12 protein-coding genes and 1 other annotated feature are annotated in these 13,760 nt (G+C 35.5%); of the genes, 10 read left to right on the top strand and 2 right to left on the bottom strand.

Annotation, left to right across the window (positions count from 1 at the left end; genetic code table 11):
* Positions 1-181 precede the first annotated feature (181 nt).
* Positions 182-408, top strand: a binding site (T-box leader).
* A gap of 46 nt (positions 409-454) precedes the next feature.
* Complete coding sequence (locus tag ACEPXD_RS11995; protein ID WP_391116194.1) at positions 455-3,097, top strand: valine--tRNA ligase; 2,643 nt, start codon at positions 455-457, stop codon at positions 3,095-3,097.
* Between the two features lie 132 nt (positions 3,098-3,229).
* On the opposite strand, the gene ACEPXD_RS11990 is transcribed toward ACEPXD_RS11995, so the two are convergent.
* Both ACEPXD_RS11990 and ACEPXD_RS11985 read right to left on the bottom strand, forming a co-directional pair.
* Positions 3,230-4,048: an ATP-grasp domain-containing protein gene (locus tag ACEPXD_RS11990; RefSeq protein ID WP_391116192.1), complete on the bottom strand. Its 819-nt coding sequence runs from the start codon at positions 4,046-4,048 to the stop codon at positions 3,230-3,232.
* On the bottom strand, positions 4,045-4,923 hold the full coding sequence (locus tag ACEPXD_RS11985; RefSeq protein WP_391116190.1) for an ATP-grasp domain-containing protein: 879 nt from the start codon (positions 4,921-4,923) through the stop codon (positions 4,045-4,047). Before ACEPXD_RS11985 ends, ACEPXD_RS11990 begins: the two co-directional genes overlap by 4 nt.
* 87 nt (positions 4,924-5,010) lie before the next feature.
* Here ACEPXD_RS11985 and ACEPXD_RS11980 point away from each other — a divergent pair, with 87 nt between their 5' ends.
* The 9 genes from ACEPXD_RS11980 to mreD all read left to right on the top strand — a co-directional run bounded on the left by ACEPXD_RS11980 (position 5,011) and on the right by mreD (position 13,747).
* Positions 5,011-6,234 carry a bifunctional folylpolyglutamate synthase/dihydrofolate synthase gene (locus ACEPXD_RS11980; protein WP_391116188.1) on the top strand — a complete coding sequence of 408 codons (1,224 nt, stop codon included), beginning with the start codon at positions 5,011-5,013 and terminating at the stop codon, positions 6,232-6,234.
* A gap of 98 nt (positions 6,235-6,332) precedes the next feature.
* Positions 6,333-8,036, top strand: a complete 1,704-nt coding sequence (locus tag ACEPXD_RS11975; RefSeq protein WP_391116187.1) for a sensor domain-containing diguanylate cyclase — start codon at positions 6,333-6,335, stop codon at positions 8,034-8,036.
* A gap of 275 nt (positions 8,037-8,311) precedes the next feature.
* Positions 8,312-9,067, top strand: a complete 756-nt coding sequence (locus ACEPXD_RS11970) for a prepilin peptidase (protein ID WP_391116186.1) — start codon at positions 8,312-8,314, stop codon at positions 9,065-9,067.
* Between the two features lie 87 nt (positions 9,068-9,154).
* Positions 9,155-9,799 carry a hypothetical protein gene (locus ACEPXD_RS11965; protein ID WP_391116185.1) on the top strand — a complete coding sequence of 215 codons (645 nt, stop codon included), beginning with the start codon at positions 9,155-9,157 and terminating at the stop codon, positions 9,797-9,799.
* Between the two features lie 94 nt (positions 9,800-9,893).
* A complete protein-coding gene (locus ACEPXD_RS11960) occupies positions 9,894-10,496 on the top strand; it encodes a Maf family protein (protein ID WP_391116184.1) in 603 nt (200 codons plus the stop codon).
* Positions 10,493-11,191 carry a RadC family protein gene (gene radC / locus ACEPXD_RS11955; protein ID WP_391116183.1) on the top strand — a complete coding sequence of 233 codons (699 nt, stop codon included), beginning with the start codon at positions 10,493-10,495 and terminating at the stop codon, positions 11,189-11,191. Before ACEPXD_RS11960 ends, radC begins: the two co-directional genes overlap by 4 nt.
* A gap of 96 nt (positions 11,192-11,287) precedes the next feature.
* The gene (locus tag ACEPXD_RS11950) at positions 11,288-12,307 is read left to right on the top strand and encodes a rod shape-determining protein (RefSeq protein ID WP_391116182.1); all 1,020 of its coding nucleotides are present in this window, start codon (positions 11,288-11,290) and stop codon (positions 12,305-12,307) included.
* Positions 12,308-12,320: 13 nt separating this feature from the next.
* Positions 12,321-13,223 (top strand): rod shape-determining protein MreC, encoded by a 903-nt coding sequence (gene mreC, locus ACEPXD_RS11945; protein ID WP_391116181.1) that lies wholly within the window; start codon positions 12,321-12,323, stop codon positions 13,221-13,223.
* Positions 13,220-13,747, top strand: coding sequence for a rod shape-determining protein MreD (gene mreD / locus ACEPXD_RS11940; protein WP_391116180.1), 528 nt, complete (start codon positions 13,220-13,222; stop codon positions 13,745-13,747). The genes mreC and mreD overlap by 4 nt, the downstream gene beginning before the upstream one ends.
* Positions 13,748-13,760: the final 13 nt, after the last annotated feature.

Genomic DNA, 13,760 nt, shown 5'->3' with positions numbered 1-13,760 from the left:
GTTTGGAATCCACAAATAGGAATAATGATTCCTTTGCAGTAAAAACGAGTTATCCTTAACCATACGGGTAGTAAAAGAGGGTTATATCCTCTTCTCATCGCACTCTCTCCTTTCACGAATTTGACTTAACACTTGACTTGACGAAATAACCTTAAATTAGGTACAATATGAACAACTAAATAAAGATGCAATGAATGGGAAGAGTAAAATGAATTGGTTATCGAAAGAAAGGAAACAACTTGCTGAAATGTTTCTGATAATCACCATTTGAAGGTAGCCCATGAGCAGCTTTTGTGAACAAATAGTAGCAAATGCCGGTTTGAAGCCGTTATCTAATTGAGAGCGTGATGCATTTTTTTGCATCTGCGAATAAAGGTGGTACCGCGAACAAACTCCTTCGTCCTTTAGTGACGACAGGAGTTTTTTTTATATTCTTTTTTAGGAGGAACAGCAAATGACAAACGAGACAACGATGCCAACGAAGTACGATCCACAGTCGATTGAAAAAGGCCGTTATGAGTGGTGGCTAAAAGGAAAATTCTTTGAAGCGCATCCAGAAAGTGAGAAAGAACCTTATACCATCGTAATTCCACCACCAAACGTAACGGGGAAATTACACTTAGGTCACGCTTGGGATACTACATTACAAGATATTCTAATACGTATGAAACGTATGCAAGGATATGATGCACTTTGGTTACCTGGGATGGATCATGCCGGTATTGCAACGCAAGCAAAAGTAGAAGAAAAGCTACGCTCTGAAAATATTACACGTTATGATTTAGGACGTGAAAAATTTGTCGAAGAAACTTGGAAATGGAAAGAAGAATATGCTGGTCATATTCGTGCACAGTGGTCAAAATTAGGTCTAGGATTAGACTATTCACGTGAACGCTTTACATTAGACGAAGGGCTTTCAAATGCTGTAAAAGAGGTATTTGTTAAGCTATATAACAAAGGTTTAATCTATCGTGGTGAATATATTATTAACTGGGATCCAGCAACGAAAACTGCACTTTCTGATATTGAAGTCATTCACAAAGATATACAGGGTGCATTCTATCATATGCGTTACCCACTAGCAGATGGTACTGGTTCAATTGAAATCGCAACCACTCGACCAGAAACTATGTTAGGTGATACGGCTGTTGCGGTTCATCCAGAAGACGATCGCTATAAACATCTTATCGGAAAAACGGTTATTTTACCTATCACAAATCGCGAAATTCCAATTATTGCGGATGATTATGTAGATATGGAATTTGGTAGTGGAGCAGTAAAAATTACACCTGCACATGACCCAAATGACTTTGAAATTGGTAACCGTCATAATTTAGAACGCATTTTAGTAATGAATGAAGACGGTACGATGAATAAAAACGCTACAAACTATGATGGAATGGATCGTTTTGCTTGTCGTAAACAAATTGTTCAAGATTTACAGGACGCTGGTGTTTTATTCAAAATTGAAGAACATTTTCACTCTGTTGGACACTCAGAACGTAGTGGAGCAGTTGTAGAACCTTATCTTTCTACACAATGGTTTGTTAAAATGCAGCCACTTGCTAATGAGGCTATTCAGCTACAACAAGCAGAAGGAAAAGTTAACTTTGTACCGGACCGCTTTGAAAAAACCTACTTACAATGGATGGAAAATGTACATGACTGGTGTATTTCTCGCCAATTATGGTGGGGTCACCGAATTCCTGCTTGGTACCATAAGGAAACAGGAGAAGTATATGTAGGGCATGAGGCTCCTGTAGATAGTGAAAACTGGGAGCAAGAAAATGACGTATTAGATACTTGGTTTTCTTCGGCATTGTGGCCATTTTCAACACTTGGCTGGCCGGATAATGAAAATGAAGAGTTTAAAAAGTATTACCCAACAAATACACTTGTTACCGGTTATGATATTATATTTTTCTGGGTTTCCCGTATGATTTTCCAAGGAATCGAATTTACAGGCACACGACCATTTGAAGATGTTCTGATTCACGGACTGGTTCGTGCAGAAGATGGTAGAAAAATGTCGAAATCACTCGGAAATGGTACAGATCCAATGGAAGTGATTGAAAAGTATGGTGCAGACTCACTTCGCTATTTCTTGAGTACTGGCTCATCTCCAGGGCAAGACTTACGTTTTTCTACTGAGAAGGTAGAAGCAGTTTGGAACTTTGCCAATAAAATTTGGAATGCATCTCGTTTTGCATTAATGAATATGGATGGTTTAAAATTTGGAGAGATAAACCTAACCGGTAAAAAGTCAGTTGCTGATGCATGGATTTTAACTCGTTTAAATGAAACAATTGAACAAGTTACACGACTTTCTGAAAAGTATGAATTTGGCGAAGTAGGCCGTGCACTTTATAACTTCATTTGGGATGATTTCTGTGATTGGTATATTGAAATGTCTAAACTTCCTCTAAACGGAGACGATGAAGAAGCGAAGATGATGACACGATCTGTGCTAGCATATGTTTTAGACAATACTATGCGATTATTGCATCCATTTATGCCTTTCATTACAGAAGAGATTTGGCAAAACCTACCTCATGAAGGAGAATCTATTACAGTAGCTGCATGGCCAACTGTAAATGAGGCACTTTCCAATAAGGAAGATGCTGCGAGCATGAAATTACTAGCGGAAATTATTCGTTCGGTACGTAATATTCGTGCAGAAGTGCAAACGCCAATGAGTAAAAAAGTACCGTTATATATTTCAGCTAAAGATGCAGATACATTAGCAGTATTAGAAGAGAATGCAAAATATTTAGAACGTTTCTGTAATCCAGAGCCGTTAGTAATCGGTCAAGGAATCGAAGCACCAGGTCAATCCATGTCTGCAGTGGTAACAGGAGCTGAATTATTCTTGCCGTTACAAGGATTAATTGACATCGAAGCAGAAAAAGCTCGTTTAGAAAAAGAATTAGAAAAATGGGCGAAAGAAGTGAAGTTAGTTCAAGGGAAGCTATCAAACGAACGATTCGTTTCCAAAGCACCAGATGCAGTGGTAGCGGAAGAACGTGCAAAAGAACAAGATTACCTAGAAAAACATGCAACCGTGATGAAACGTATTGAAGAATTGAAAAATATGTAAGTATAAGAAGAGTGAGCCGAATGATTAACTCGGCTCACTCATTTTTGTGGGAAAGCAATGAATAAAGTAGTCTGAGCACCACATAAATGGTTTGATTACCACATAACCAATTTCCAAATAAAAAATTCCAGGTTAGACGCTCATCTGACCTGGATTTTTTGTTATTTTTTTGTTAATATAATCCATTATTGGAATGGCGATATCTTTTTTAGTTGTAGCATAGTATGACCTTGCTCCAACCGGATCTTCGATTTCATTGAACAACCAATTTCCATCTGGAAGTAAAAGGAAGTCAATTCCAATATAATCGCTTTTCAAAGCTGTTGCAATTTTTTCTACATCTGCAAGTTGTTGAGAGTTCAAAGAATATGCTTCAACTGTGCCGCCTAATGTGAAGTTTGACTTAAAACTATCAGCTACACCAATTCGTTTAACTGCTCCAATTACTTCCGTTCCTAGCATGAACACTCTAACATCTGTTGCTTTTGTTTCGATATAGGTTTGAGCGATTATTGTCTTAGATAAGTGCTCTTCGAAGAACACTTTTGCCTGTTCTTCTGACTGAATTAGTTCTACTTGCGTCCCACCATGACCATCCACTGTTTTTAAGACAATTGGATAATCGCAAATATCGGAAATTGTTTTTATTTTCCTAGTAGGAACAGATGGAATTCCTAAAAGTTGGACGAGTTGAATTGCTTTGTATTTATCATTTGCAATGACATTTACTTCTGCACGGTTAAACATCGGAAGATTATGTTCCTCTAATTGTTTCGATAACTTTGGATTTCTAGCTCTGAAAAAGATGAAATCGGCTTCGGGGATAGATGAGTTTTGATCGTCTATTACCGTAAGTGTATGTCCAAATCTTTCAGCAGCTATTATTAATCGTTCAATAAAACTGCTATTTCGTTCTATTTCTTTCAATTCGTATATTAATAAACCTTTCATATTACGACAGCGCCTACTTTGGAAAGTATATAACGGATCATTGCATCTCCTACATTTATTCCAGTTACATTGTATAGATTACGGATATGCGCAACGCCGTTCACTTCGCAAACTAATGGCTCTTCATCTTCTCCGAACAACAAATCGACACCGGCAAATTCTGCATTTAATGCTTGAGCAGCAAGTATCGCTACCTCTTTTTGTCTTTCCGTAAGAATGATAGGTGAAGCTGTTCCGCCGTTTGTAATATTTGCACGAAAATCTGTTTCAGAATGTCGGTACATACATGCAACAACTTGTTCACCGACAACATTTACACGAATATCACGGCCTCTACTTGACTCAATAAACTCTTGGAAAACAAATTCTTTTCCATTCAGTTCTTCCACTTTATCGAAAAACTGTTTTTTAGTTTCGATTAAATATACTTTCATACCAAAAGATCCATGTGCTTCTTTAATAATCATAGGTAGATGAATCGTTTGTAATACTTGCTCATAGAATCCAGTATGCTGAATTGTAAAGTTAGCATACACTTTTGGAGCTATAATGGTTCTTGGCATTGGAATGTGAGCCTTTGCTAATTCCATATATTGCATTGCTTTATTGTCACAAATTTCAATAACATCTGGATCATTAAAAACGGGAATTCCTTCATTTTTAAGAAACTTTGCTAATAATATGTCTTTATCTAAAAAGACGACAAAGTCCGGTTTTTCATGTAATCCATGCTGGACGTCCATTAAAAGCTCATAATTTTTAACTAGTGTTGCTTGAATTCCTTGCTTATTAGCTGCTTCTTGAAGGAGGAGAGCTTGATCGATAAATTTTTCATCTGTAAGACTACCGTTGTATACAATCCAACATGTTTGCATAATGATTGACCTCCGCTAATGCGTGATATAATAGTATCCACAAGAAGTTTAGCACGAATTTAATCTAGAAGGAATAGGGTGAAGTAAGTGGAAATAACTAATTTTAATATATATAAAAAAAAGTGGAAAGTACTAAGTGAAACGATTATTAAACCAGGATTAGAATCTATTCAACTAGCTTTAGATAAACTAGGAAACCCACAAGACAAACACCGAATAATACATGTAGCTGGTACGAATGGAAAAGGTTCGACTATTGCATTTTTAAGTGCTATAGCTAGAGAACATGGAATAACTTATGGATCTTTTACGTCACCGTGTATTATAGATGTTCATGATCAAATTCAATTGAACGGTCAACATGTAACATCTGAACAAATGGATAGAGCATTTCAAAAGATGCAACAAGCTGGACTTAGTGGGATGTTAACTGATTTTGAATTATTGACGGTGACAGCTTTTCTAGTATTTGAAGATGTAGCGGTAGATGTCCTATTCCTAGAAGCTGGTATGGGTGGAAGGTTTGATAGTACGAATGTAATGAAAAAGTCAATTGCTGTTATTCCTAGTATTTCGATTGATCATACCAATTTTTTAGGAGAGACAATCGAAGAAATAAGTTGGCATAAAGCAGGAGTTTTGAAAGAGAATGGAAAACTAGTTATAGGTCTGTTAGTAGAAGAAGCAAGAAATGTATTTATAACAGAAGCAAATGAAAAAAGTACATCTGTCATTGAGTTTGAGAGGGATTTTATTGTAGAAAACAATACATATACATATGGAAATATTCAATTTGAGCAATTACATCCTAGAATGATTGGCGAACATCAAATGTCCAATATGGCGCTAAGTATAACTGCATTAGTAGAATGTGGTTTTAGTTTAGAGGAAAGCAAAACTCAATTGGCAGTGGGACAAGCCAGTTTATCTGGAAGAATGGAGAATATAAGGGGAAACATTTATTGTGATGGAGCCCATAACCAAGCGAGTATTGATGCATTAGTAGAGACGATAAAAAAATATTTTCCAAATAAACGAATCCACTTTATAATTGGTATTTTAAAGGATAAAGATTATGTGAGTATGTTAAGAAGATTAGAGGAAGTAGGGTCCTCATTTGAATTTGTAGAATTTCACCATGAACGAGCTTTATCTGCTAAAGAGTTGTATAAACATTGTTTACATGAAGTCAAAGTAGTTACTAAAGATATAGATAAAGTTAATATTGGAAAAAATCTAAATATTGATATAACTATTATCACGGGTTCTTTGTACTTTATCTCAGAAATTAGAAGTAAAACAGGAAAATAGTATTTGAATTTTTCTGTAAATTACGTGTTACAATTTAATTATTAGGGTAATAAGCTTATTGTAATAGAAAAAAATGCAAAGAGGAGATTAATAGTCCTATGAATTATACACATAAAGCAAAAAATGTAATGGTAATAATGTGGCTATTATGCGTGCCTTTAGGTACGTTGTTAGTATATTTAAAATCACCAACGCAACTATTTGACTGGGAGCATTATGGATACTTTTTACTTTTAGCTTTATTATCAAGCATATTTCCCTTCTTTATCGCAGGCTCAACCCTTGTTTTAGTATTGTGGGTCAATATGGCTATCTTTTTGAAATTTGGACTATTAGCTGAACTTATTTCTATGCAATTATGTCTGTTTCCAATTATTTATCACATGAAGATCAATCGTCAGACACTTTATAAATATTTTTTCAATTCTTTTATGTTTTTTAGTCTTTCTGTTTTATGTGGTTCACTCGTCATGGCATTAGGTTATGAAATAGGAAACGTAAACATGAAAGATGTGGTTTTATATGGTTCGATCTATGCAATTACTTATATATTATTTAATCATGTAATTTTATATATTCGTGAGTATGTATGCGGTTTCAATCCGATACTATTAACAAAAGATTTTTATTGGGAAATTTCTTGCTTATTAATGACACTACCATTTGGTATAAGCTTATATCTTTTCGAAAACTCTATAGGCACTACGGCATTATGGCTCTTAGGAATACCGTTAATTACAATCACCTTTCTCATCCGTATGTATAGTAATTCAGAAAAAGTGAATGCTGATTTGAACAAAGCCAGTGAGTTTGGGCATCAGCTAGCAGAGCGAATGACAAGTAAAGAAATTTTGGATATGTTTTTAGAGCGATTAGCAAATATGTTTCCGATTGACTGTGGGTATATTGTCGATAATGTAGATGATCAGTTTTTCATTTTACGTGCAATAGAAGATGGTGTGAATAAAGAAATTCAATTCGCACATGAAGATATAAAATATAGTCTAGTTGGTAAGGGATATGAAAAAGGTATTCCTGTTTTATATAAAAAACAGTCTGAGTGGAATTATATGATGCCTCCGTTTTTAGCGAATGATATGCAAAGTGTCATGTGTGTACCGATTTATCGCAACCAAAAAATAGAAGCCGTGCTAATATTAGCTGCAAGAGAGAAACATGTATTTGAACCCTATCAGTTGAAGATCGTACATTTATTATGCTCTTATTTCGCAGTGTCGCTAGAAAAAGCAAGGTATGTGAAAGAAGCCGTTGAAAAAAGTGAGATATGTGAATTAACAAAAATTCACAACTACCGATATTTGGATAAGCAATTGGTACTGAATATGAAAAACTTAGAGGAAGGTAAGTATCATTCTGTCTCTTTAATCATGTTAGATATCGACAAATTTAAAGGAGTCAACGATACTTATGGCCATCAAAGCGGAAATCTAATCCTACAAGAGTTTGCACAAATTATTAGCCAAGAAATTGGCTCCAGTGGAACTGTTGCGCGGTACGGAGGGGAGGAGTTCGTTATTCTGCTCCCAAATTATTCGAAATTACAAGCAATCGCTATTGCAGAACAACTTCGTCGAAAAGTTGAGCAAACACCATTTATTGTCCAGTTAGATTTAGATGAAGTTTCTAGGGAAGAAATTATTTTTATTACTGCAAGTATAGGTGTCTCCTCAGCTCCAGAGGATAGTGATGAAGGAATGGCTTTATTAAGAAATGCAGATCGTGCACTTTATGTCGGCGCAAAGCAGGCTGGTCGGAATAGAGTTGCGGAGTATGTGAAGTAGGAACATTTTAATAGCTCTCGAAACCTAATATTGCACTTCCTGCTCAATTTAAGGTAATTACCTAAAATATTTCTGTATTAACATAAGATTACGACCATCTAAATTTTTTTATTAAAGAACTTGGAAATTTAGAATGAATTGTCCATGTTGATCAAATAAAGTTTACTATGCATGGTGAAGAACAAATGTACGAAATGGATTCGGAAGAAACAATTTTTGCAGAAATTCAATTGACTACGTTTTATTATAATGAACTAAAATAATGGAGAATTAAAATGATCATATTTTATACATTATTATTTTTCTTATACGGCTTAATTTCCGGCTCCTTCTTCAATGTAGTAGGACTACGCGTTCCTAAAGGGGAGTCTATTGTAAAACCTCCTTCCCATTGCACAGTATGTGATCGAAATCTAACGTTATTAGATTTAGTGCCGGTATTTTCCTATCTTTTTTTAAGAGGGAAATGTCGTGGGTGTGGGACGAAGATTCATTGGATGTATCCCTTGATGGAGCTTTCAACGGGAGTCTTATTTGCTTTTGCATTTGTCCAACTTGGATTTTCAAAGGAATTGATCGTAGCTATCCTATTTATTTCGTTGCTTGTGATAATTACGGTATCGGATATTGCCTATATGCTCATACCAGATAAGATTCTTTTATTCTTCGTAATTCCTTTAATTGCCGGCAGGATACTATCGCCTTTAACTCCTTGGTGGGATAGTATAATCGGAGCGGTTATTGGGTTTGGGATTTTATTTTTGATTGCAGTGTTGTCGAAAGGCGGAATGGGTGGCGGGGATATTAAATTGTTTTTTGTCATCGGGATTGTTTTAGGTATTACGCAGACTTTAGTAACTCTATTTTTGGCGTCTTTCATTGGTGCTATTGTAGGTGTTATTTCTTTGAAGATTGCAAAGAAGGGACGTAAAACTCCCATACCATTTGGGCCATCGATTGCTGTAGCTGCAGTTATTTCATACTTTTACGGAAGTGCGCTTGTCGATTGGTATGTAAATTTGTTTTTTTAACGCGATAAATTTTATGGACGAGCCGACATAGGTCTCGTCTTTTTTTATTTACCGCATGTTAAGGTTGTGAATAAAAGAGGTGAATTCATGCCAATTAGAAGACGGAATTCAAGGAATAAAGTAATATTAGCGGGAATACAAGGGTTAGTGATAGGTGTTGTTGGCGTTTTACTTTTTGGATTTATATTAAGTTTATCGAATGAAAAGAAAGTAGCAGATACTGAACAAGTTTCAACTCCTTCAAAGGTGGAAGAAGAAATAGATGAAATAGATAAAATAGAAGTAAGTGCAGATGGTGCCCTTCCATTCAAAGCGAAACAATATGGCATGTTTACGACAAAAGAGAGCGCTTTTGCCTTTATAAGTGAACAGCCGAGCCTTCAAAAAGCGAGCATTATTAATGTGAACAATCAATATTACGTGTGGAGTCAGCTGTTTGTGAATGAAGTGAGTGCTTCGGAAAATGAAAATTTACCTACTTTCATTAAACCTTTAACTATTTCCACGAAGAGTTGTGAAGATCCAAAAACGAAAAATATTATCAATCTATTACAAGAAGAAAAAATATCAAAAAATTATTTTGATAAGCTTGCAAAAAAAGAAGATTATCCTGGCGATTTGATGAGCGTTGTTGCTGCGATATCAACGTTTACGGATGATTCTGCCGTTATTCGATTATTAATTTTGACTCATTATTTGGAACAAAATAATTGCTTGAAATTGAATTTCTGATACTAAAATGACGCCAAAATGAAGTTGTACACATTTCTCGCACAATTCCCATTTTTACAATTCTTTTGTATCCTATTGTAAAGGAGGAATTAACATGAAACTAATAACAGACAGAAAAATTATCTTAGCAAGTGAGTCGCCAAGAAGAAAAGAGCTTTTTAGTAGTTTAGGTATTCCGTTCGAAGTCCAACCATCTGGAGTTTTAGAAGAGTTAGATGGTGTTTATGATCCCGAGCAAATGGCGATTGCGATTGCAGATTTAAAAGCTACTGCAGTTTTCCGAAGAAATTCAGATGCGATTGTCATTGCTGCTGATACTACAGTTCGAATTGGAAAAGCGCTATTATCTAAGCCCACCAGCAATGCTCAAGCCAAAAAATTTATTAAATTACTATCTGGGAAAGTTCATAATGTTATAACAGGAGTTTCTATATTAGGACCTAATATTAGTGTCGCTTTCTCGGAATCCACTTTAGTGAAATTTTATGAGCTTTCAGATGAGGAAATCGAAGCCTATGTGGAATCTGGTGATCCGCTAGACAAAGCAGGTGGTTATGGGATACAAACGATGGGTGGATTATTTGTTGAAAAGATTCAAGGAGATTATAACAATGTGGTAGGTCTACCTTTAAGTCGTTTGTATCGAACGCTACTTAATTTAGAGGTTATAGAATTTGCTAAGGAGAAATCCAAATGACAGTGAATTTGCCACCTTCTTTAATGATTCGTGATGTGCATTTAGCAGATCGTCCCCGTGAAAGATTAATAAGACAAGGTGCTGAAAGTTTATCTAATCAAGAATTGATAGCTATCTTGCTTCGTACTGGTACGAAGCAAGAGTCAGTTCTTCATCTAGCTAATCGAGTCATCACCTTTTTTGAACAAATTCAAGAATTAAAAAATGCGACTATAGAAGAAATGATGTCTGTGAAAGGTATCGGGGAAGCAAAAGCTGTCCAACTTTTAGCTGCGGTTGAGCTGGGGAGAAGATTATCCCAGCAACAAACAGATAATAAGTTTACCATAAGATCTCCAAAAGACGCCGCAACTTATTTAATGCCCGATATGACTTCTTTGAAACAAGAACATTTTGTTACACTTTTTTTAAACGTAAAGAATCAAATACTTCACAAACAAACCATTTTTATCGGTTCTCTCAATGCATCAATAGTTCATCCACGTGAAATCTTCCGCGAAGCTGTGAAACGTTCAGCGGCATCTATAATTTGCGCACATAACCATCCCTCCGGAAATCCCGCACCATCACCCGAAGATATTGATGTAACCAAACGATTATTAGAAGCAGGACAGCTTATGGGGATTGAATTATTAGATCATGTCATCATCGGAGATCATCAATTTATTAGTTTAAAAGAAAAGGGGTACATGTGACACTGTGCATTTTCCGTTCTATCCGTTATAATGTGAGTTATGACTTTAAAAATAACATAGAGAAACTCGCGTTAGATGGAAAGGGAGTAAAAAATAGTGTTTGGATTTGGATCAAGAGATGTAGGTATCGATTTAGGAACAGCGAATACGTTAGTATTTATTAAAGGTAAAGGTATTGTTTTAAGAGAACCATCTGTAGTAGCTAAAAACGTACAAAATAGATCTATTGTTGCGGTAGGTAATGATGCAAAAAATATGATTGGTCGTACACCGGGTTCTATCGTAGCGATTCGTCCAATGAAAGATGGCGTAATTGCTGACTTTGATACAACATCTGCAATGATAGAATATTATTTAAAAAATGCAATGAAAGCAGCAGGTATGTCATGGAGCAAACCAAATGTGATGATTTGTGTCCCATTTGGCATTACTTCTGTCGAGCAACGTGCAGTTATTGATGCAGCGAAACAAGCTGGAGCTCGCGATGCAGTAACTATCGAAGAACCATTTGCTGCAGCAATCGGTGCAAATTTACCTGTTTGGGAACCTACTGGTAGTATGGTCGTTGATATAGGTGGAGGTACGACAGAAGTAGCAGTCATTTCACTAGGTGGAATTGTAACAAGTGAGTCTGTTCGAGTAGGCGGAGACGCGATGGATCAGGCGATTACTAGTTATGTGCGTAAAACGTATAATCTAACAATTGGTGAACGAACTGCGGAAGCGATTAAAATTGAAATTGGATCGGCTAGAGTAATGGATACAGAAGATCAGATGGATATTCGTGGACGAGATCTAGTTACTGGCTTACCGAAAACTATTGAAATATCTTCAAAAGAAATTGCTAATGCACTTCGTGAATCTATTGCTGCCATTATTGATGGTGTGAAGAAAACGCTTGAGCAAACACCTCCAGAACTATCAGCAGATGTAATGGAACGTGGAATTATGCTTACAGGCGGTGGAGCACTACTTAAAAATTTAGATAAAGTTATTAGTTATCAAACGAATATGCCTGTATTTATTGCAGAAAACCCATTAGATTGTGTCGCTTTTGGTACTGGGAAGGCACTAGATCATATGGACTTATTGAAACGACAACAAACGAAATATTAAGGGGTAGTGAGATATGCCACAGTTTTTTTCAAATAAGCGATTAATATTGCTGCTTGTAGGAATGATTTTTCTTGTGGCACTCATCAGCTTTTCGTTACGAGAACGTGATCATGCATCTGTTCCGGAACAACTAGTTAAAGACGTGGTCGGCTTTGGACAATCCATCTTTTCAAAGCCGACACACTATGTTACTGGAGTTTTTAGCAATGTTGAATCATTACTTAATACATATGATGAAAATAAACGATTAAAAGCTAGATTAGAAGATTATGCTACCTTACAAGCAGATGTGAATGATTTAGAAATACAAAACAAGGAATTACGGAAAATTGTAGATATAAAAGAAAGTCTTCGTGCATATGATCCAATTCAATCTACTGTTATTGCAAGAAATCCTGACCAGTGGGAAGAAAAGATCATTATTGATAAAGGAAAGATTCACGGGGTAAAAGTTAATATGGCTGTTATGACTGCGCAAGGCCTAATTGGGAAAGTAACGTTGACTACACCATATTCATCTACTGTAGAACTATTATCTACACAAAATCCGAATTACAGGGTATCCGCAGTTATTGCAGGTAAAGAAGAAGTATTTGGATTAATCGAAGGATATGATGAAAAACGAAAAGAGCTTATATTAAAGCGAATCGATTCCGAGTTTGAAGTGAAAAAAGGACAAAAAGTTACTACATCTGGTTTAGGTGGAATTTTTCCAAAAGGTATTTTAATCGGAGAAGTTACGGAAGTGACTACGGATGACTACGGCTTAACAAAACTTGCTTATGTAAAACCAGCAGCCAGTTTCTCCATTTTAGATCATGTTATTATTTCGAAACGTTCCATTTCTGTAATAGATGGAACGGATGGAAAAAATACAGAGAGCGATTTAACAAAAGGTGCGGGTGACGGCTCATGATTCGTTTATTAGTAATTATCATTTCGGTTCTATTATTTTATATGGAACCGATTTTTGGACTTTTTTCTCCCATTGAGCTCAATAATGATTTCTATATTTTAGTTCCTCGTTTTTTAATCATGTATTTAATATTTGTCTCCATATATTATGACCGAAAACGTGCTATGATCTATGCAATATTTTTTGGACTCTTGTATGATGTCTTTTTCATTGATATTATTGGATTATATTCTTTTATTTATCCTCTCATGTGTTTAGTTGCTAGTTTTATTGCAAAATATGTACATCAGCATTTAGTTGTAGCGACGCTTATAACACTAATTTTAGTGACGGTTGTAGAGTTATTATTGTTTTTATTTTATACTTTTATAGGGATAAAAAGCATAACATTTACAGATTTTTTACAACATAATCTTTTACCAACGATGATTGGTAACTTAGTCTTTATCGTGATGTTCGGGTGGGTTTTTAAATATATTCTTCTAAATCGATTTAAACAAAAAACATTATTACTTCAAAAATAATGTTTAGGTTTAA

Source organism: Psychrobacillus sp. L3 (assembly GCF_042945595.1).
Classification (GTDB): Bacteria; Bacillota; Bacilli; order Bacillales_A; family Planococcaceae; genus Psychrobacillus.
The sequence above is the reverse complement of the archived record's forward strand: the minus strand, read 5'-3'. Positions and strand labels throughout refer to the sequence as shown.

Excerpts from the sequence above, each read along its gene's own strand:
- ACEPXD_RS11995 (WP_391116194.1), top strand. The coding sequence starts at position 455 with ATGACAAACGAGACAACGATGCCAACGAAGTACGATCCACAGTCGATT.
- mreC (WP_391116181.1), top strand. The coding sequence starts at position 12,321 with ATGCCACAGTTTTTTTCAAATAAGCGATTAATATTGCTGCTTGTAGGA.
- mreD (WP_391116180.1), top strand. The coding sequence starts at position 13,220 with ATGATTCGTTTATTAGTAATTATCATTTCGGTTCTATTATTTTATATG.
- ACEPXD_RS11985 (WP_391116190.1), bottom strand. The coding sequence starts at position 4,923 with ATGCAAACATGTTGGATTGTATACAACGGTAGTCTTACAGATGAAAAA.
- ACEPXD_RS11960 (WP_391116184.1), top strand. The coding sequence starts at position 9,894 with ATGAAACTAATAACAGACAGAAAAATTATCTTAGCAAGTGAGTCGCCA.
- ACEPXD_RS11990 (WP_391116192.1), bottom strand. The coding sequence starts at position 4,048 with ATGAAAGGTTTATTAATATACGAATTGAAAGAAATAGAACGAAATAGC.
- ACEPXD_RS11965 (WP_391116185.1), top strand. The coding sequence starts at position 9,155 with ATGCCAATTAGAAGACGGAATTCAAGGAATAAAGTAATATTAGCGGGA.
- ACEPXD_RS11975 (WP_391116187.1), top strand. The coding sequence starts at position 6,333 with ATGAATTATACACATAAAGCAAAAAATGTAATGGTAATAATGTGGCTA.
- radC (WP_391116183.1), top strand. The coding sequence starts at position 10,493 with ATGACAGTGAATTTGCCACCTTCTTTAATGATTCGTGATGTGCATTTA.
- ACEPXD_RS11970 (WP_391116186.1), top strand. The coding sequence starts at position 8,312 with ATGATCATATTTTATACATTATTATTTTTCTTATACGGCTTAATTTCC.